Genomic DNA, 19,998 nt, shown 5'->3' with positions numbered 1-19,998 from the left:
GTTAAAACCGCATAAGTTAAACGGAAAAACTTTTTGACTCCAACTTTTCACAACTGATAAAAAATTTCCACACACATCTGCGGAATGTGGGTTGAATCAAGACTCCTTGACGATCGTATGCCCAACCTGCAATCTCCCCAACTGCCCCCAATTCAATTAATTGGGTCACTTCATCGTCATTAATGAACCCGTCTTGATGTAACGGTGCATTCCAGTCAATTGGGCTAATCCCGACAAATGTTGCTTTTGCTTGCTCTGCAAGGGTTTTTACGGTGATAAACGATCGCTGAGTCTGCAAGAGTTCTCGTTCTTCAATACTGGTCGCTACAACCGGAGTAGGCACTGGATACGCCTGCGAACCAATGCGATCGGACAAGTGCATCACCACTTCATAACGACCCGCACGCCCATAGTGAGACATATTCCCAACAATTGAGACAATCTTATGCTGAGGTTGCTGCATGGATGGGATTTGTTCCACCATCGATCGCAAAGTACGACCCGTGGAAAATGCCAGGATTGTTGGAGTTTTAGCAACAAGGTACGTCTCTAAGTGAGCGGCAGCACATACAGCAAGTCCGTTCAAGGTATCGCCGCTCCCTGCATCGCTTGGAACCACTTCACAAAACGATAGTTCAAATTTGTCTCTGAGTGATTCAGCTAGAGCAATACACTCACGCAGGGGATGATCTAGCCGAAATTTGATCAGTTTTTCACTCACCGCTAGTGCGACCAAACGCTGTGCCGCCTGCCGCGACACGTTCAGCTTTGCCGCAATCTCTTCCTGTGTGTTCCCAGCAATGTAGTAGAGCCAAGCAGCGTGAGCTGCCTGGTCTAACTTACGAGTCCGAAGGGGCAAGCCAGCTTTGCTGGCATCGCGCCGCTCTAAGAAGGGTTCTCTCATATTCCACGTATAGGCAGTATGCTTCCCCAAAACAGTAGATGAGTTATTTGAGTATCTGCTCAAAGATAGATTTTTTGCTCAAACTATTAAACATAGGTTATCACACTCTAAGTTAATGAAAGTGGTCTTACAAAACTCCAAGGCAGCAAAACATTGCAGTACCAATCTTGGGGGCTGACAACATTGCTAACTTAGCAATAAGCTGGCACAGATTTAAGAAAGCAATATGCACTCATGGGAAAAAGGTAAAAGGGGAAGGCGAAAAGGTTTCCCCTTTTACCTTTCACCCTGCTCCTTTTCCCTTAAATCGATTAGTTCAATATGTAACTTAGATGCACAACAACTTACCATTTTCCCTAGAGTCCGCCAGTCAGATCCAAGTTAAACCCCGTAATGTAGCTTGCCTCCTCGCTCATGAGAAATGCTACACCGTTGGCAACTTCTTCAAGGCTCCCCAAACGCCGCATCGGTACTGAATTAATCATTTGCTGCTCTACCACTTTAGGATCGGCATCAAAATACTGTGAGCTTACACCCGCCTGCAATTCAGTCTGCCGCGTCCACATCACGCCGGGGCCAATCAGCGCAGGCGAGACGGCATTCACCCGAATGTGGTAGGGGGCTAAGTCTTTTGCTGCTGTCTGAGTTATCCCAATTACGGCAAACTTCGAGGCTGAGTAGGCGAGCATATTTGGAGGACCAACCACTCCTGCATGGCTTGCCATATTGACGATCGCTCCTCCACCAGATTTGCGTAGGTGTTGTGCCGCCGCCTTGAGGACGTGAAAAACTCCGACAACATTGATGTCAATGACCTTTTGAAAATCCTCCTCGGGATACTCGTCGGTTTTGGCAAACACTCCTTGATAACCCGCATTGTTGAAAACATAATCGATCCGCCCAAATTGCTCTACAGCACCAGAAAAAGCATGAGCAACGTCATCAGGATTGGTGACATTGCAGCTAAAGGTAGCAACTGGAATTTTATAGGCTTCCAATTCGTGAGCAACCTCTGCCATCTTCGCTTCGTTTAAGTCTAGGATTACTACACCTGCACCATCTGCGGCAAAACGCTGTGCAGTAGCCCGACCAATATCACCAGCACCGCCCGTAATCAGAATCGTTTTACCAGCAAAGTCATAGCTTGCTCTAGCTGTCATATCTTTAACCCCTTGTGAATATATGTTGCAAATACTCTTTAATTGTCCAGTATTTTAGGTGGCTTAGTATAATTCAATTATTGAGCAATCGCTCAATGTTAGGCATAAACTCAACAATTTAATCGTCTGATTTTTTAATATCAAAGGAGTTATGCGATGCGTATCCCCCGCTTCGCTAAATTGCTGGTTGCATTCCTCATTGGAGTCGTGCTTGTGCAACTGCTGTATGCCTGTGCGACAGGTTCGCAAGCAGCAGGGAAAACCAGACTGACGATCGCTACTGTCAATAATGGCGATATGGTCGTCATGCAAGGGCTTTCAAGTAAGTTTGAACAAGCCAACCCAGACATTCAACTGAGGTGGGTTGTCCTAGAAGAAAACGTGTTGCGCCAACGCACCACCACAGACGTTGCTAGCCAGGGTGGGCAATTTGATGTCCTGACAATCGGGTCTTATGAAACGCCGATTTGGGCGAGACGAGATTGGTTAAAACCATTAGATCTACCCGCAAGCTACGACGTAAATGACCTGATAAAACCCATCAGAGAAGGTCTTTCCAACAACGGCAAACTTTATGCTGTGCCGTTCTATGGGGAAAGTTCCATGCTGTATTACCGAAAAGACTTGTTTGAAAAAGCAGGGATTACGGTTCCCGAACAGCCAACCTATTCCCAACTCACAGAATGGGCGAGTAAGGTTCACGATCCAGCCAATGGAGTCTACGGTGTTTGTCTGCGTGGAAAACCCGGTTGGGGCGAAAACATGGGATTTTTGTCCACATTGGTCAACACGTTTGGCGGACAGTGGTTTGACATGAAGTGGCAACCCACTATAAATACTCCAGCCTGGAAAGAAGCGATCGCCTTCTATGTCGATTTGCTCAACAAATATGGCCCGCCCGGTGCCAGTTCCAATGGATTCAATGAGAATCTAGCGCTATTCTCGACAGGCAAGTGCGGTATGTGGGTAGATGCAACCGTTGCAGCAGGACTGTTATCCAATCCAAAAGAATCTCAAGTTTATGACAAAGTTGGCTTTGCCCGTGCGCCAATTGAAAAATATCCAAACGGCTCGAATTGGATCTGGGCTTGGGCATTAGCGGTTCCAAAAACCTCAAAATCACCCGAAGCGGCTCAAAGGTTCGTTGCCTGGGCAACCTCAAAAGAATACATCCAATTAGTGGCCGATCAAAATGGCTGGGTTGCTGTACCACCAGGTACGCGGACTTCCACCTATAACAATCCCAACTATAAAAAAGCCGCACCGTTTGCTTCGATCGTGCTCAGGTCGATCGAATCTGCCGATATTACCCGTCCAGCCGCAAACCCAACCCCTTACAAGGGCATTCAATATGTGGATATTCCAGAATTTCAGGCAATCGGTTCTTCGGTTGGACAAACGATGGCAGCAGCGCTGACGAATCGCCTTTCAGTCGATCGGGCGTTGCAACAATCGCAGAATTCAACTGAACGGTTTATGAAACACACAGGTTACATCGAGTGAAAAGAGCGGCTAGGTTATGTTTTTAAACCCGGATACCCCCCCATCCCCCCTTTTTAAGGGGGGAGAATGAGGGTCTAAGCCTCCCTTTTTAAGGGTACTTAGAGGGGGAACTTTAAGGAATACCTGTCTTGATAAGTAATTTGAAAACACAGCCTGTCGGCAACCACAGCCAATGTCTGCCCATAAAACTTTCACAATCAAAAATCAAAAATTCTATTAAGCTATGTCTTCTTCAGTAGCTGTAAAACATCACCGCGAAACGCCACCCGCCCAGCAACGAAGCAAGCGACAGGCATCAACATTACCCCTGGTTGCGCCTTCCGTCATTGCCTTGCTGCTGTGGATGATTGTGCCCCTAGTGATGACGGTATGGTTTTCCTTTCAGCGGTATAACCTGCTCAATCCCGATGCACGCAAATTCATCGGGATTGAAAATTTCACGTTCATCTTGAGCGATCCAGCTTTATGGACTTCGATCGGCATCACAATAATTCTGGTCGTGTCTGTTCTGGCGATCACGATCGGTCTAGGGACACTTCTAGCTATTCTGTTTGACCAAGACTTTTACGGTCAGGGAATTGCGCGGGTACTGGCGATTTCTCCGTTTTTCGTAATGCCCACAGTCAGCGCCCTAGTCTGGAAAAATATGCTGATGCATCCAGTGAATGGGCTGTTTGCTCAATTCACAAGAGGTTTGGGTTTGGGGGCGATCGATTGGTTTGCAGATTTTCCACTGCTTGCCATCATTATCATTGTTTCGTGGGAATGGCTTCCTTTTGCCCTGCTGATTTTGCTGACAGCAATTCAGTCGTTAGATCATGACCAGCTAGAAGCAGCCCGGATGGATGGAGCAAATGCTCTAGCCTTATTCCGTTTCGTCATGCTACCGCATCTGAGCCGCGCTATTGCCGTAGTCGCCATGATCGAGACAATTTTCTTTTTGACTATCTTTGCAGAAATCTTTGTTACCACAGGTGGCGGACCCGGAGTGGCAACCACTAACCTTGCCTATTACATCTTCCTGAGAGCATTGCTGGAATTTGATGTCGGCGGTGCCTCAGCGGGTGGATTAATCGCAGTAATTCTTGCCAACATCGCGGCAATTTTTCTGATGCGTAGTGTTGCTCGTAATTTGGATACCTAACAATGGCACAAAAAACTTCTCGCCGTTTGCTATTTACCTTGCTCGGCTGGTTTGTCGCTTGCAGCTTGTTTTTCCCAATTTTCTGGATGTTTCTCACCAGTTTCAAAACAGAGGTGGCGGCGGTTGCAACTCCCCCTCAGTTATTTTTCCAGCCGACATTAGAAAATTATGTGGCAATACAAGATCGGGCAAACTATTTCAACTATGCGCTCAACAGTGTGGCGGTTTCGCTGGGATCGACCCTACTCGCGCTGCTGCTTGCCGTACCTGCCGCTTATGCCATGTCTTTCTTCCCAACCAAACGTACTAAGAGTACCTTGCTGTGGATGCTGTCTACTAGAATGCTGCCACCCGTTGGCGTGCTGGTGCCGATCTACATCTTGTGTCGCAACGCTGGTTTGCTGGATACCCGCATCGGTTTGATTATTATTTACACCCTGATCAATTTGCCAATTGTTGTGTGGATGATTTACAGCTTTTTCAAAGAGGTACCCAAAGATATCCTAGAAGCCGATCGCATGGATGGGGCAAACACACAGCAAGAACTGATTCATGTGTTGCTGCCACTGGCATTGCCCGGAATTGCTTCCACCGCCTTGCTTTCGATCATTTTGTCCTGGAATGAAGCCTTTTGGAGCCTCAACCTAACAACGGCTAATGCCGCTCCTTTAACCGCATTTATTGCCTCTTTTTCCAGCCCTCAAGGATTGTTTTGGGCAAAACTTTCGGCAGCATCAACTCTGGCGATCGCACCCATTTTAATCTTCGGTTGGTTGAGCCAACGGCAATTAGTACGCGGTCTGACGTTTGGTGCCGTGAAATAATCATTTGATTTTTAATGATTTAATAGGAGTTTTTCATGTCCACAGTTGCTTTAAGAGATATTCACAAAACATATGCCGATACAGAGATCATTAAAGGCGTCGATCTTGATGTTGGCGATCGCGAATTTGTTGTATTCGTTGGTCCATCCGGTTGCGGAAAATCAACCTTGTTACGCATGATTGCCGGACTAGAGGAAATTACCTCCGGCAAGTTGATGATTGATGGCGAGGTAGTGAATGATGTGCCTCCAGATAAACGCGGGTTGGCAATGGTATTTCAAACCTACGCCTTGTATCCTCACATGACCGTAGCGGAGAATATGGCGTTTAGCCTCCGCCTTGCAGGTGTTCCAAAAGCCCAGCGTTATGAAAGGGCGCGTGAAGTCGCTCATGTCCTCCAACTGGAACCGCTGTTAAACCGCAAGCCCAAAGAGTTATCCGGTGGACAGCGCCAACGAGTAGCAATTGGTCGTGCCCTGGTTCGCAATCCCAAAGTGTTTTTGTTTGACGAACCACTGTCAAACCTGGATGCCTCCTTGCGCGTGCAGATGCGGATCGAACTGGCCAGCTTGCATGACAGCCTGCAAGCCACCATGATTTACGTGACACACGATCAGGTTGAGGCAATGACGCTTGCCACCAAGATTGTGGTGTTGCAGGGCGGCATTGTAGAACAAGTGGGTTCGCCTTTGGATCTCTACCACCATCCCCGCAATCTATTCGTCGCCGGATTTATTGGTTCACCTAAGATGAACTTTGTCTCGGTTACGGTGACAGGCGTTAATGACTCTGGTATAACTGTCAAACTTCCTGGTGATGCGAATGTGACTATTCCGGTCAACCCTGGAAAGCTGTCGGTTGGGGATAGAGCCACGTTGGGAATTCGCCCCGAACACCTGCGACTCGATCGCAATAGCGCAACAGTGAACGGCGAAGTGTTAGTTGTAGAACGACTGGGCGGACAAACCTATCTCTATGTCAAGATTCCGGGTGGAGACACCCTAATCGTGCAAACAGACGGAGATAATTCCAGTCAGTTGCACGATCTTGTTCCTGTCCACATTAGCGGCGATCTTTGTCATCTGTTTGACTTACAGGGTGAAGCCGTTTCAAAAACTCATCGTCACCACCTAGCCGTTAGTAAATAAATGAACAGCAATACCAGCACCGGCTCAACAATGAAGCTCAATGAAGCATCTCTGTTTCGTTTACCTGGAAACGTGCGCGTACCCAATTACGATCGCCATCAAATTACTAATGGCATTGTGCATATTGGGGTTGGTGGATTTCATCGCTCGCACCAAGCGCTTTATCTCGACGATTATTTCCATCAGAATCCTGGTAGTGATTGGGGAATCTGTGGTGTTGGATTGCTCGACTTTGACTATGACAGGCGGATGCGGGATGCCCTTCAATCCCAAGATTGTTTGTATACCTTAGTTGAGCGATCGCAAGATGGCGATCGCGCTCGAATAATTGGCTCAATCACTCAATACCTGTTTGCACCAGACAATCGTCCAGCAGTTATTGAAGCATTAGCAGATCCCAAATGCCGAATTGTTACTCTAACGGTCACCGAAAGCGGCTACTACTACATTGAAGGAAGTGGCAATTTCGATGTAAACCACCCGACGATGCAGCACGATTTGCAACATCCCGACCAACCACTTGGGACATACGGTTTTTTGACAGCCGCACTCGAAAAGCGGCGTAAACAGGGGTTGGCACCCTTTACAGTCTTGTCCTGCGACAATATCCAGGGCAACGGCAACATGGTGCGGAAAATGCTAACGACATTTGCCGAAATGCGCGATCCAGAGTTAGGACGTTGGATTGCTGAACAGGTTGCGTTTCCCAACTGCATGGTCGATCGCATTACTCCGCTGACAACCCCAGCAGATATCAAAATGGTGGCGGAAAAGTTTGGTATTGATGATGCGTTTCCATGCGTCGCGGAGCCTTTTATTCAGTGGGTAATTGAAGATACATTTTGTGCAGGCAGACCCGATTGGGAATCCGTTGGCGTACAGATGACTAAGGATGTTCATCCCTATGAAATGATGAAAATTCGGCTGCTCAATGCCAGTCATATGTTGATTGGCTATCTCGGCTCTCTGGCAGGTTATACCTACGTTTATGAAGTCATGGCCGATCCCTTGTTTCAGCAAGCAGTAGCTAACCTGATGGATGAGGTGACACCAACACTCCAACCCGTTCCTGGGATCGATTTAGACGATTATAAAAAAACTTTAATTGAACGGTTTTCCAATCCCAAAATTCGCGATCAGCTTCCACGCCTTTGCCTGAATGGATCGGCCAAAATTCCTAAGTTTGTTTTGGGATCGATCCGCGATAAATTACAACTTGGAGGTGCGATCGATTACCTAAGTTTGACGATCGCTGCTTGGTGTCAATACCTCAGTAGTCAGGATAAACAAGGGCAACCTATTCGCATTGATGACCCCTTAGCAGACATCCTCACTCAACAAGCCCGCTCAGGTAAAACAGATCCCAGACCCTTGCTCAGCCTGGTTGAGATTTTTGGAGATTTAGTACAGTCGCCACGTTTCGTCGAGACTGTTGCTGACAAGTTGAGCAGTTTGCATGAGTTTGGTGCTAAAGGAACGCTTGTCCGATCTTCGCAGGCACAGTAATGGCATTATCAACTTAAGCTGCGATTTTTAGCTTTATAGCTGTTGGCAGTTTCATTAGGACATAGACTATACAGTAGTAGTCTCCCCGCAACCTGTCATGGCAAAACCTTACAGTTATCACTTCCGCCAGAAAGCGATTCAAGCAATTGAAGTCGATAGTATCCAGAAAAGCCTGTGTCAGTAATTCAGGTCAACGGAATTGATTTGTACTACAACATTCAAGGTTCCAGCGAAAACGAGTCATTACTGCTGATAGCGGGGTTTGACAGTGACAGTTCAATTTGGGCTGCAATGATGCGATCGCTAGTTAAGCAGTATCAGGTGCTTCGCTTTGACAACCGAGGAGCTGGGCAAAGTGAAGCGCCAGACAGTCCTTACAGCATCAAACAAATGGCGGCTGATGCAGCCGCGCTGTTGGATTACTTGAGCATTTCTCAAGTCCATGTGGCAGGTCATTCAATGGGTGGACAGATTGCTCAAGAACTGGCTTTGGCATATCCATAAAAAATCCAAAGTTTGATACTTCTCTCATCTTTGGCAAAGGGAGATGAAAAATTTAATTCACTCATCAATTTGTTTGGCGACTTGACACAGAAATTAGAGGGAACGCTTTATCAGAGGGTTATCTTGCCTTGGCTGTTTACCGATGCGTTTTACTCGATTCCAGGGGTAATGGAACAACTCATCACCTGGATTGAGAATCAACCATTTGCGCCGACACCTCATGGACTATATCACCAAAGCCGAGCTATTCTTGGCAGTGATACCAGCGATCGCCTTGCAAACATTCATTGCCCTACACTCGTTATGGTTGGTAAAGAAGACCTTCTTACTCCGGTCAGATTTTCGGAGCAACTAGCTCAAGGTATTCCCAATGCTGAACTAGCTATCATCGAGCAAGGCGGTCACGCCTTTGTGGTAGAGTCGGCGGATACTGTAGCGAAGGTCTTGCTTGATTTTCTGGCAAAGCAGAGACAACGCATCCTACAATCCACACAGGAATAACTACTGCCCAGTTCCTTGAAGCGGATGGTACCCAAATTGTCTATCTGCCCCCCTATTCGCCTGAGTTAAACCGCATTGAATGCTCGGCTTGGTTGAAAAGTCGAATTCGCAAATAGCTAGACCACTCCCATACTTTGCGCGATGCGATGAAAGCCGTTCTTAAGACAGTGTCCTAAGGTCTGTGGCGACGGCTATATTTGGCAACAAATCTAATTTTGAATTCTTAACTTTTAAGTATTTGAGGATAACCTAATGTTGCTTGGCATAGATTTAGGAACAGGCTCTGCTAAGGCATTGCTCCTAGCGACAGACGGAACCACTATAGGTGAAGCATCAAGCTCTTATCCTGTTCATGCACCCCACCCCGGATGGGCTGAGTCGGAACCAGAAGATTGGTGGTTAGGTGTTGGCGAGGCTGTGAGGAAGGCTGTAGGAAATCATGCCGATCAAGTACAGGCGATCGCACTTTCAGGGCAAATGCACGGTGTTGTCCTAGCTTCGGAGTCTGGTCAGCCACTGCGTCCTGCTATCCTCTGGGCAGATACTCGCTCTAGTGCCACGCTTAACACTTATTATTCACTCGATGCCGCTATTCTAGAGCGCTTGGGCAACCCGGTTACGGCTGGAATGGCGGGCCCCACTTTGTTGTGGTTACGAGAACACGAGGCTACTGTCTACAGCGAAGCGCGTTGGGCACTCCAGCCCAAAGATTGGCTGCGGTTACGGATGACTGGAGAAGTCGCAACCGAACCATCTGATGCTAGCGGTACTTTGCTTTACGATGTTGTGTCGGATAACTGGGCTGGGGAAGCAATCTCAGCGCTGAATCTACGTGGTGATTGGTTACCAAAAATTATCCCCTCTAGTGCGATCGCAGGCTACCTAACAACTCTTGCTTCAGAGCATCTTGGCTTACCTGTTGGCTTACCAGTTATCGCTGGTGCTGCGGATACCGCAGCGGCGGCACTTGGTAACGGACTACTAGAGCCTGGATTAGTTCAACTGACGATCGGCACAGGCGCTCAAATCATTACACCTCGATCGCAACCAATTATCGATCCTCACGGTCGTACACATCTCTATCGATCCGCCGTACCTAATCAGTGGTACGCCCTTGCAGCAATGCAAAATGCCGGGTTAGCGCTTGAATGGGTGCGAGGTATCCTCGGCTTGAGCTGGCAGGAAGTCTATACTAAAGCGTTTTCTGTTCCCCCAGGATGTGAAGGGTTGACATTTTTGCCATACCTCACAGGTGAGCGAACTCCACACCTTGACCCCTATGTACGCGGGGCATGGGTAGGGCTGGGACTTCATCACACACAGGCGCACTTGATGCGGGCAGCTTTAGAGGGAGTGGCTTTTGCTTTGCGACAAGGTTTTGAGGCACTTGAGGCAACAGGTTTTAAAGCTACAGAACTGCGTTTAGCAGGCGGTGGAACGGCAGAAATGCCTTGGAAACAATTACTGACCGATGTATTGAGAATACCCCTCTATGCAACTACAGTTGCTGCTGCTTCCGCGCGGGGTGCTGCTCTACTGGCGGGTATAGGAATTGGCATATACGCAGATGCTAATGACACGAGCAAACTGGCCGCCACACCAACGCTTGCTGCAACTCCGCAATCAGTCGATCCCACCCTAGAAGAGGCTTGGATGCGATATCAAGCGCTTTATCCACAACTTAAAAAAACTTGATAGGAGTTATGCCTCAAGGAGGACGTGCTAAAAGCTATCTACAAATTATTCTTAATCTAAGACTGCTTTAAGATAAGTCAAATAAAAGAATAAAAGATACTAACAAAAGAGGTAGATAGTACATGAATATACTAAGTGGAATAAATCTCCCAAAATCAGCCGATGCTTCTGCTTTATACATACAGTGTAATGAATCTGCATCTATAAACTACCAGGAACATGAAAAAAAAGTTGTCTTAAGTCAGGGTGGTATTGTATCCTCAAATACTTACTTTAATTCCTTTTATGAAAATTTTTATACTAAATATACAACTCTTAGCTCTATATACTATTCGCTGAAACTTGAAGGAGATTTTAAAGTTTCTGTTTGCAGAGAAGTTAACGGAGGAAACAAAAGAGAAATTATTTCTGAACAAAACTTTGAGAACTGTCAATTCTCAGAGCCAGTAACAATCTTACCAATAAATCTCCTTCAAAATGAAAACGCTGGCAGAATATATTTTGAAATAACCTGTTCTAGTGAACAGGGTGCCTTTAAAGAGGGGTGGATAGCAACTGATGAAAATAAAACCAGAGAAGTATCGTTAGCAATTACCATTTGCACCTTCAAAAAAGAGACTTTTATAAAAAATACATTGGCTGCGATTTTTCAAGATAAATTACTAGAAACTAAGGACTTCAAATTATTTGTTGTTGATAATGGTAGAACGTTAGACGAAGCGGATTTCAATAAGCCAAAGCTGAAACTGGTTCCCAATATAAATGCGGGTGGAAGTGGTGGTTTTACTAGAGGGCTAGTTGAATCTTTAGAGGAGAACGTCTACTCTCATTTTTTGCTGATGGATGATGATATAGAGTTAGAAAGTGGATGTATTTATAGGTTAATTTCTTTGTATGAGTACGCCAAGACTGATTTTGCAGTAGCTGGCGCACTGCTTGATTTACAGAACAAGCATATGTTGTATGAAGCAGGAGCATTGTACAACGCCTATTCTAAAAATAGAGGATTTGGACCTGGGTCATTAACTCCTGTAAATAAGAACCTCGATTTACGAGATGCTAATTGTCTCAACAGGTTGCTCAAGGAAGAAAATATAGACTATGGCGGATTTTGGTTTTTCTCTTTTTCTAAGGAACTTGTTGAAGAAATTAAATTGCCGCTGCCTTTCTTTATCAAAATAGATGATGTAGAGTTTAGTTTAAGAATAAAAGAGCTGGGCAAGAACATTGTAGCTTTTCCCTCACTGGCGGTGTGGCATCTACCAGCTTCTGCCAAAAACGTAAATTGGGAAAATTATTATTATACTCGCAACGATCTTGCAGCTTATGCTATCCACTATTCCCTAAGATATATGGATGCAGTAAACCATCTTACAAAAGTCATAATTCAGGCTTTAGCAACATTTGATTGCGATCGTGCACTGGTGGCCATACAAGCTTTTGAAGACTATATGAAAGGCCCAGATTTTATCAAAAATACCGATCCAGAAACCTTTCACTCAAGCATTATCAAGCTGAGTAAAAGCTATAGTAATCAAAAGGAAGTAGATAAATTAGCTGGTGTTAAGCTTTTGACGAGGTGGTTTAAAGTTGCGGCTCAAAGCCGTAGTGAATGGTCATCCGTAAGTACACAATGGAAAAGTGCTTCAAAGGACATTACATCTACTATATTTTGGCAGCAATACCTTGGGCTAAAGAACTAGAAGTGAGAGCTTCCACTGGTTGATGGTTGACAGCTTAGACCGCCAGCAACTCAATGATTCACAACAAAAGCGCCTTGGGATTAATTGTGGTAGTTGACACTCCCCTGTCACAGCGTAGCTTGACGCGGAATTCTTCCTTCACAGCTTGATTCCAAGTAAAAGCAGTGCCTTTACTTGGTCTTACTCTAGCTCCAGTTCGTAAACCTTGATATCTAATGTTTTTAGCTGCATGGATGTTTCTATCATAGTGAGGCCCGCATTAGGGCATTCCCACTTTCTGATATCCAATGAAAGCCAATTTACAGCAGATTGCAAGCTTATAGACGGCAATAGCAGCATTTAGAAAAACAGTTTTTTAGATGTTGAGGATTAATTAAATCAAGTGCGAAGTGCGATCCGGATTTAGTATCAAATGGAAGCAACTTGAGTTAAATGATGACATAATCTTCGCCCACAACAGCTTGACTGACCTCTGGTTCTGGCTCTACTGGGTCACTGTAATGAGTGTCAATGTGTTTGATGAAACTTTCTCGATAAGCTTTGAGATGCGAGTTAAGTGCTTCGATATCCTGCTGTCCCGTCGCGAAACTGCTATCTCTTCTAAATTGACCCGATTCCTTAACAAAAGCCATGTCAACTTGCCACAAAGCTCTATCAGTCGGGCGATATGACAAATCAACAATATCGTAAGCTGCGAAGCCTTGGGACTTCATAAAACTCATTACATCATACATCTGACCGAACAAAGTAACTTCTACAATTACATATTCAGTCTGCTGCAAAATTTCAGTTGCTCCCGCTAAAACATCTAATTCCTGTCCGTCTACATCAACTTTAATTAAATACGGGCCTGACAAGTTTCTTTCCCGGCATATTCCATCCAGGGTAATTGCTGGTATGTTTCTCAAATAAGAATTGCTGCTGTCAGTAACGCGATTTTCAGAAAGTGAAGAATGCACCATACCGGGACTGACGTTGAGGGTGAAAACTCCCGATTCTTTGGTCGCTGCTGCAATAATGTATTCTGCACTTTTGAGCTTGCGGCAAATTTTGGCGAGATAAGGTTCATTTTCAGCGATAGGCTCAATTAGCAAATGTCGCGAATTCGGGAAGGTTTCGTAAAGGTTAAAAGTTCCCAAAGCCGCACCGACATCAATCACAGTTTTTGGTTCAAAACCTAAGTTTTTAGCCAGCAGCAAGCTGCCTGACATCGAGTTTCTGAGAATTCCTGTTTGTTGGTTCACAATTTTTCTCGTAATTTTTTTAAAGTATATAATAAACGTCAAATGTGTGGCATGGTGGGTTGGTTCCTCAATAATCTCAAATATTCCACTATTCTCTACATTTTTTTAGTAACAGGCTTTTGGACCTGTTCCACAAGACAATTGATTTTTAATGGAACAGGCCCAAAAGCTTCTGGGATTGTTGCTAGATGTTAGCCAACCCAACCTGCTACTGTTTTGCCGACTTCTGCGCCTTGTTTTCCGGTTCGACAGATTGCAAAGCTTCGTCGAGAATTGCCCGCGCTTCTTCGGCTTTACTTCTAGCTTCTCGATAGCGGACGTTAGCTTGAGCAAAGTTTTTGAGAACCTTGAAACCATCTTTCAATCGACCAATTTCCTCGGCCGTCACAGCCTCATCTGTAAACAAAATGTCGATCGCCGCCCGGATTTTGAGTGCTTCTTCGCGGGATTCCATCACTTTCAATTTGAGACTTGCCAAATTGCTCAAAATCTGTACAGCTTCAGTAATCGCGTCCTCGCCGTCAGACGCAGCATCTTCGATATCCTTAACTTCAACAAACTGCTTGGGGCCAAATCCCTCCACGAGTTGTGTAGGCAGCTTGCCCTCATCCATGAGATCCATCAGCCGATCCATCGCTTCTTCGCGGGCTTTGGCTGAATCTTTCCCTTTGACAGTTAAAATAATTTCGGGGCTTTGAGGAAGTGTATAGCGAACCATATTTTGACAGCCTGTGCGCGAAAACAATTGAATGATATTTTATCTTTATTCGATCGCCAGTTGCAGCTATCAATCTGCTCCATTACCAACCGCTTGCCAAAACTTGACACATATACACTCAAAAGGAACCCTCGACAATGAAAGATAAATTTCTTAACTTTCTCAACTTGCTTTTAGTAGCTGATGTATTTTTCGTGTTTGCCATTTTTGGCTGGTTTGCGATCGCAGTAGCGGGTCGATCGACCGGGGTGAATCTCGGTTTTGATTTGTGGTACAGTCTCTGGCAGCCCGTCTTTAATCCCGCCCTCGGAATTCTGATGGGCGGTGCTATTCTCAGCGGTATAATTAACCAAGTTTCTAAACGCCTCAATCCGAAGTAAAATTGATGTCTTGTTGGAGACGGTGATTGGCTGTGCTACTTAGTTGCCGATCGAACTTGTATAGTGCGTCAGAGATGAGGCACTAAATTAGGTCGATTAAGCTTGAAAATAAATAAGTAGTCAAAAGCGAGTGAAACGCTCCCCTAAGGAGCGATATCTTATGAAAGCCATCACAAAAGTTATGATAGCTTTACATTCTGTTACAGGGTAAAGTTTATTTTCGCCTACCTATTTACGTCGAAAATAAAGATTGGACGATCGGACTCTAAAAATATCAACTCATGTTCTGAGTAACAAAAGTCGGACATTAATTATGGGAGAACAAAAATGTATCGGTATCCTCACCAGCGGAGGTGACTGTGCAGGCTTAAACGCAGTTATTCGAGCCGTTGTCCATCGCGCAACGGGAACTTACAATTGGAAAGTGATGGGGATTCGTCAAGCCACCAACGGATTGATGAGTCGTCCCCCTCAAGCAATTCCCTTGGATATTGAGAAAGTAGACTCGTGGCTCACCATTGGCGGTACGATGCTAGGCACGACAAATAAGGGCAACCCTTTTGCTTTCCCGATGCCTGATGGGAGTCTACGCGATCGTTCTGACGACATTATCGAAGGCTATCATCAACTAGGTCTGGATGCCTTAATTGGCATTGGTGGCGACGGCAGTCTTGCCATTCTCAGGAAGATTGCTCAACACGGCAATTTGAATTTAGTTGCTATTCCTAAAACTATTGATAATGATGTCGGAATTACCGAGCGTTCCATCGGTTTTGATACTGCTGTCAATATTGCCACTGAAGCACTCGATCGCTTGCATTTTACTGCGGCCAGTCACAGTCGCGTCATGATTGTTGAAGTCATGGGACGCGACGCTGGACATATTGCGATCAGTGCTGGAATTTCTGGGGGAGCTGATATAATTCTGATACCCGAAATCCCTTACACAATTTCCCAAATCTGCGCTCAAATCCGAGATCGCCAAGACCGGGGAAAAAACTACTGTTTAATTATAGTAGCGGAGGCAGTTCGCACTGAAGAAGGCGAATTAGTAATGCACACAAATCGCTTAGGTCAAAGTCGATTAGGCGGAATTGGTCAGTATTTAGCTGATACAATCTCTGAGTGCAGCGGTGCAGAAACTCGCGTCACTGTTTTGGGACATATTCAACGCGGAGGAACTCCTTCATCGCTAGAAAGATTAATTGCTTCTGCTTTTGGCGTCGCAGCAGTTGATTTAATTGCCGAAGAGAAATACGACTGCATGGTATCTTGGCAAAAGCGGGAAGTTGTGAGCGTTCCTCTGGAAGATGCGATCGCCAAATACAGACCTGTAGAATTCGATGGTACTCTGGTTAAAACGGCTCGCGGTTTGGGAATTTGTCTGGGAGACTAGACAAATACCCGTCCGATTTCTCAAAGATTAACAATTTGTAGTGAGGGCTAAAGTCCTTTCTTTCTCAACTCAACAGCAAAGACTAAAGTCCTTACTACAAACATTTTGCACTTGTGAAAAAGGTTTAGGGTGTAATCCGCCCAAAAGTCGCATCGCCCGCCTGCCAGTTTGGATGCTGCAGAGGTACGATGGAATTTAGGGAAGGGAGGCCAAGCCCGGTAAGGTTAAGCTTGGCGAAAATACCCACAGGAAGGGAAAAATGACACTTAACTTGCGGCGACCGATTTTAATTGGGGGAATAGGACTTTCAGCAGCGCTGTGGCTGTTGGAAACTCTACAGCATTCGGGTTCAGAAATGGGCGAAACGGCACTCATCGGCTTGGCGGCTGCCGGTGCGGGGTATTGGTGGTGGAAACAACAATCCCCCAAACTCGAACTCGCACTCCCGCAACCCCTAGCGAACAGGGAAGCAGCCGAAAAAGCGATCGCGGCTTCGGAAGCAGCAATTAATTTGCTAGCCTCAGAAGCTCCAAACTCCGCAAATCCAGCTAATCTAACAGCAAAGCTCGATCGGCTCAGAGCCGAATTAGACAGACAAGATTTGCGGATTACCGTAACTGGCGGCAAAGCTGTCGGCAAAACTGCCTTAATTCAAGTTTTAAATTCTAATTGGGCCTCTCAACACCCGCAAAAGCTTAGTTTACAAGAAACATCACCGCTGTTTGCTAATACAAATGCCGATGCCAAAATCGGCGGTGATTTAGTGCTGTTTGTAACAGCGGGCGACATCACGGATTCCGAATTTAAAACATTATCTCAGTTAGCTTCTGCCGGTCAGCGCGTGCTGTTAGTCTGGAACAAACAAGACCAATATTTGCCAGAACAGCAGTCGCAGGTTTTGAACTCTTTGCAGCAAAGAATGGAAGGCATATTGGCGACAGAAGATATAATTGCGATCGCAGCTTCTCCCAATTCTATTAAAGTGCGCCAGCACCAAGCGGACGGCACATTTAAAGAACGCATCGAAAATCAAGTATCTCAACTCGACGCGCTGACGGAAAGATTGACTAAAATCTTAACGGAAGAACGGCAACAGTTGGTTTGGGCTAGTGCAGTGCGCGAAGCTGCAAGTATCAAATTAGAGGCGAAAACCTTCTTAAATGCAGTCAGGCGCGATCGGGCACTTCCCATTATCGAACAATATCAGTACATCGCCGCCGCCGCCGTCTTTACTAACCCGGTTCCAGCTTTAGACTTGCTAGCAACAACCGCCATCAGCACCCAACTCGTAATCGACCTCGGCGCCATCTACCAGCAAAAGTTTTCCTTAGAGCAAGCTAAGACAGTAGCAGCAACTTTGGCTAATCAAATGTTCAAATTGGGATTAGTAGAACTGTCTACTCAAACTATTACTGGACTGCTGAAAAGCAATGCTGTCACCTACGTAGCAGGAGGCGCAGTGCAGGGAATTAGTGCAGCATATTTTACCAGAATAGCTGGACTGAGTTTAATTGAATATTTCCAAAGTCGAGAACTGGAAAATGCTGCCACAGGCATTTTAAATATCGACCAGTTGACTAAAACTTTGCAAGCAGTATTTACGCAAAATCAGCAAGTTTCCTTCTTGCAATCTTTCGTCAACCAAGTGGCGAGTCGCCTTTCATCTCAGGTATCTGGGCCCGAAACCGTTAAGTCGGCGGTCAATTAGAAGTAGTCCAGCGTCTGAGCTTAAATTCGCTCGATAACCCATGATATCCGTAGGGACACGGCACTGCCGTGTCCTAGCCGCAGCCCATTAACAAACCGTTAATTCAGGGGTTAATTAAAATTAGTCCAGCATCTGATATTAAATCCGCTCAATCGCCCAGGATATCTGATATTAAATCCGGTAGGTTGCCCAGGATATCCGTAGGGACACGGCAGTGCCGTGTCCCTACCTAATTCCCCAATAAAAAATTATAAATTTATAAAAAATTGTATTAAAATAAGAAATAGGATTTATAATTCGACGATCAATTATACCTGCTTAAAAAAGCCGATCGCCAATGGCTGACAATTCCCTTCAAGAAAATCGCTTATCCCTTGCCCGCGCCAGTTTGCGCGAAGCCCTGGCGCGCTATTCCCACCTGCGCCAAGGGAAAAGAAACTCGAATAATACAGAATTAGAAGCGGCGCTGCAATATCAGTTAGATATCTTAACTTCCACCTCAGAAAAACTAGACCACAACATAATCCGCATTGCTACTTTCGGCCTAGTCAGCCGCGGCAAGTCAGCCGTATTAAACGCGCTTTTAGGTCACAAAATTCTGCAAACAGGCCCTCTCAACGGCGTGACTCAGTGGCCGCGTTCCGTGCGCTGGAGTGTGCCTTTATCCTTCCTTGACAGCGAGGAATCCCCCCAATCCCCCCTTGGCAATGAGGGGAAAGGAGGGGTGCAAGTTGAATTAATCGATACTCCCGGACTTGATGAAGTTGGCGGCGAAGTGCGCGGCGAAATGGCGAAACAAGTAACTCGCCAAGCTGACTTAATTCTGTTTGTCGTTGCAGGGGATATCACCCGCACTGAATATCAAGCACTGTGCGAATTGCAAACAGCTCAAAAACCGCTGATTTTAGTTTTTAATAAAATTGACCTTTATCCAGAATTAGACAGAAAAGCTATTTACCAAAGTTTGCAAGCGCTGGGAAATTCTGAAGAGTTAGCAGCCGCTGCGGTAACAGAGGAAACAGATAGCGAAAATTTGTCCGATCGCCCAAACAACTCCTCCGATAAATCTACCGCCAAACCACCGCCTAAAACTTCCAAATCATTAGAAATAGTCATGGTAGCCGCCGAACCGGCACCGGTGCAAGTGCGGGTGGAATGGTCCGACGGAAGAGTCACTAACGAATGGGAGTCGCCGCCCGCGCAGATAGACGAACTCAAACATAAAATTCTCACCATTCTTAACAGAGAAGGTCGATCGCTCCTCGCTCTAAATGCTTTAGTTGAAGCTAGAGATGCCGAAGCAAACATTGCCCGTCACGTTCTCAAATTGCGACAAACAGAAGCCGAAGATTTAATCTGGCAATTTGCAAAATATAAAGCTTTGGCAGTCGGTTTAAATCCAGTGGCATTCTTGGATGTAATGGGAGCAAGTGTCGCAGATTTAGCCTTAATTCGCTCTTTATCCAGACTTTACGGCTTACCCATGACTGGTTACGAAGCCGGGAAACTTTGGCAGACTATTTTCTCCAGTGCTGGCGGCGTACTTTTGGGAGAATTGGGTAGCAGTTTTCTGTTGGGATTTGGCAAAAGTGCGGCGGCTGCGGCCCCGCACATCGGCTTTTCTACTTTTGCCGGAGTCGCTGTCACTCAAGCTAGTTTAGCAGCTTACGGAACCTACGCTGTCGGTCGCGCCGCCCAAGTTTATTTAGAAAAAGGTTGCACCTGGGGTCCCCTGGGACAAGATACGGTAATTCAAGAAATTCTCGCCACCATCGAGCGCAATACAATTATTGATCGCTTGCAGCAAGAGTTTAAAATTGGCAATTAAAAATTGCCCTAGTAGTTGAGTAGGCTACGTCAGCAGATGGTTATTTGTGAATAATCAAAGAGCTAGGATATGACGCACCCTACTGCTTGTATTCTTATACCATTGTCAAAAAACAATGCAACTGTAGGTAAA

General features: G+C 45.7%; 18 protein-coding genes. 14 read left to right on the top strand and 4 right to left on the bottom strand.

All coding sequences use genetic code 11. The annotated features are described in order from the left end of the window. Positions 1 to 16: 16 nt before the first annotated feature. Together E5S67_RS11620 and E5S67_RS11615 are read right to left on the bottom strand one after the other, a co-directional pair. Positions 17 to 904, bottom strand: coding sequence for a sugar-binding transcriptional regulator (locus tag E5S67_RS11620; RefSeq protein ID WP_172187268.1), 888 nt, complete (start codon positions 902 to 904; stop codon positions 17 to 19). A 356-nt stretch (positions 905 to 1,260) separates the two neighbouring features. Then, complete coding sequence (locus E5S67_RS11615) at positions 1,261 to 2,064, bottom strand: SDR family NAD(P)-dependent oxidoreductase (protein WP_172187266.1); 804 nt, start codon at positions 2,062 to 2,064, stop codon at positions 1,261 to 1,263. A 156-nt stretch (positions 2,065 to 2,220) separates the two neighbouring features. Here E5S67_RS11615 and E5S67_RS11610 point away from each other — a divergent pair, with 156 nt between their 5' ends. The 10 genes from E5S67_RS11610 (at position 2,221) to E5S67_RS11570 (ending at position 12,592) form a co-directional block, all read left to right on the top strand. After that, positions 2,221 to 3,567: an ABC transporter substrate-binding protein gene (locus E5S67_RS11610; protein ID WP_172187264.1), complete on the top strand. Its 1,347-nt coding sequence runs from the start codon at positions 2,221 to 2,223 to the stop codon at positions 3,565 to 3,567. 223 nt (positions 3,568 to 3,790) lie between these two features. Then, positions 3,791 to 4,711, top strand: a complete 921-nt coding sequence (locus E5S67_RS11605; RefSeq protein ID WP_172187262.1) for a carbohydrate ABC transporter permease — start codon at positions 3,791 to 3,793, stop codon at positions 4,709 to 4,711. A gap of 2 nt (positions 4,712 to 4,713) precedes the next feature. Beyond that, complete coding sequence (locus E5S67_RS11600; protein ID WP_172187260.1) at positions 4,714 to 5,535, top strand: carbohydrate ABC transporter permease; 822 nt, start codon at positions 4,714 to 4,716, stop codon at positions 5,533 to 5,535. Positions 5,536 to 5,570: 35 nt separating this feature from the next. Then, on the top strand, positions 5,571 to 6,683 hold the full coding sequence (locus E5S67_RS11595; RefSeq protein WP_172187258.1) for an ABC transporter ATP-binding protein: 1,113 nt from the start codon (positions 5,571 to 5,573) through the stop codon (positions 6,681 to 6,683). Continuing rightward, positions 6,684 to 8,189 carry a mannitol dehydrogenase family protein gene (locus tag E5S67_RS11590; protein ID WP_172187256.1) on the top strand — a complete coding sequence of 502 codons (1,506 nt, stop codon included), beginning with the start codon at positions 6,684 to 6,686 and terminating at the stop codon, positions 8,187 to 8,189. Between the two features lie 174 nt (positions 8,190 to 8,363). Beyond that, positions 8,364 to 8,693, top strand: a complete 330-nt coding sequence (locus tag E5S67_RS33320; RefSeq protein WP_216670365.1) for an alpha/beta fold hydrolase — start codon at positions 8,364 to 8,366, stop codon at positions 8,691 to 8,693. Positions 8,694 to 8,705: 12 nt separating this feature from the next. Next, entirely contained in the window at positions 8,706 to 9,194 is a 489-nt protein-coding gene (locus E5S67_RS32370; RefSeq protein ID WP_216670363.1) for an alpha/beta fold hydrolase, read from the top strand. Further along, positions 9,179 to 9,310: a transposase gene (locus E5S67_RS34715; RefSeq protein WP_172187274.1), complete on the top strand. Its 132-nt coding sequence runs from the start codon at positions 9,179 to 9,181 to the stop codon at positions 9,308 to 9,310. The genes E5S67_RS32370 and E5S67_RS34715 overlap by 16 nt, the downstream gene beginning before the upstream one ends. A 136-nt stretch (positions 9,311 to 9,446) precedes the next feature. After that, positions 9,447 to 10,889, top strand: a complete 1,443-nt coding sequence (xylB, locus tag E5S67_RS11575; protein WP_172187254.1) for a xylulokinase — start codon at positions 9,447 to 9,449, stop codon at positions 10,887 to 10,889. Between the two features lie 122 nt (positions 10,890 to 11,011). After that, complete coding sequence (locus E5S67_RS11570) at positions 11,012 to 12,592, top strand: glycosyltransferase (RefSeq protein WP_172187252.1); 1,581 nt, start codon at positions 11,012 to 11,014, stop codon at positions 12,590 to 12,592. A 428-nt stretch (positions 12,593 to 13,020) separates the two neighbouring features. Here the strand turns inward: E5S67_RS11570 and E5S67_RS11565 are convergent, their stop codons facing one another. After that, positions 13,021 to 13,836: an FkbM family methyltransferase gene (locus tag E5S67_RS11565; protein WP_172187250.1), complete on the bottom strand. Its 816-nt coding sequence runs from the start codon at positions 13,834 to 13,836 to the stop codon at positions 13,021 to 13,023. A gap of 208 nt (positions 13,837 to 14,044) precedes the next feature. Next, on the bottom strand, positions 14,045 to 14,554 hold the full coding sequence (locus tag E5S67_RS11560) for a hypothetical protein (RefSeq protein ID WP_172187248.1): 510 nt from the start codon (positions 14,552 to 14,554) through the stop codon (positions 14,045 to 14,047). A gap of 137 nt (positions 14,555 to 14,691) precedes the next feature. Here E5S67_RS11560 and E5S67_RS11555 point away from each other — a divergent pair, with 137 nt between their 5' ends. The 4 genes from E5S67_RS11555 to E5S67_RS11540 all read left to right on the top strand — a co-directional run bounded on the left by E5S67_RS11555 (position 14,692) and on the right by E5S67_RS11540 (position 19,866). Beyond that, the gene (locus E5S67_RS11555) at positions 14,692 to 14,934 is read left to right on the top strand and encodes a hypothetical protein (RefSeq protein WP_172187246.1); all 243 of its coding nucleotides are present in this window, start codon (positions 14,692 to 14,694) and stop codon (positions 14,932 to 14,934) included. 313 nt (positions 14,935 to 15,247) lie between these two features. After that, positions 15,248 to 16,330, top strand: a complete 1,083-nt coding sequence (locus E5S67_RS11550; RefSeq protein WP_172187244.1) for an ATP-dependent 6-phosphofructokinase — start codon at positions 15,248 to 15,250, stop codon at positions 16,328 to 16,330. Positions 16,331 to 16,589: 259 nt separating this feature from the next. Further along, positions 16,590 to 18,038, top strand: coding sequence for a YcjF family protein (locus E5S67_RS11545; RefSeq protein WP_172187242.1), 1,449 nt, complete (start codon positions 16,590 to 16,592; stop codon positions 18,036 to 18,038). A gap of 337 nt (positions 18,039 to 18,375) precedes the next feature. Further along, entirely contained in the window at positions 18,376 to 19,866 is a 1,491-nt protein-coding gene (locus tag E5S67_RS11540; protein ID WP_172187240.1) for a DUF697 domain-containing protein, read from the top strand. Positions 19,867 to 19,998 lie beyond the last annotated feature (132 nt).

This window comes from Microcoleus asticus IPMA8, assembly GCF_013179805.1.
In the GTDB taxonomy this organism is placed as follows: domain Bacteria; phylum Cyanobacteriota; class Cyanobacteriia; order Cyanobacteriales; family Microcoleaceae; genus Microcoleus; species Microcoleus asticus.
This window is presented reverse-complemented; position numbering and strand designations above follow the sequence as displayed.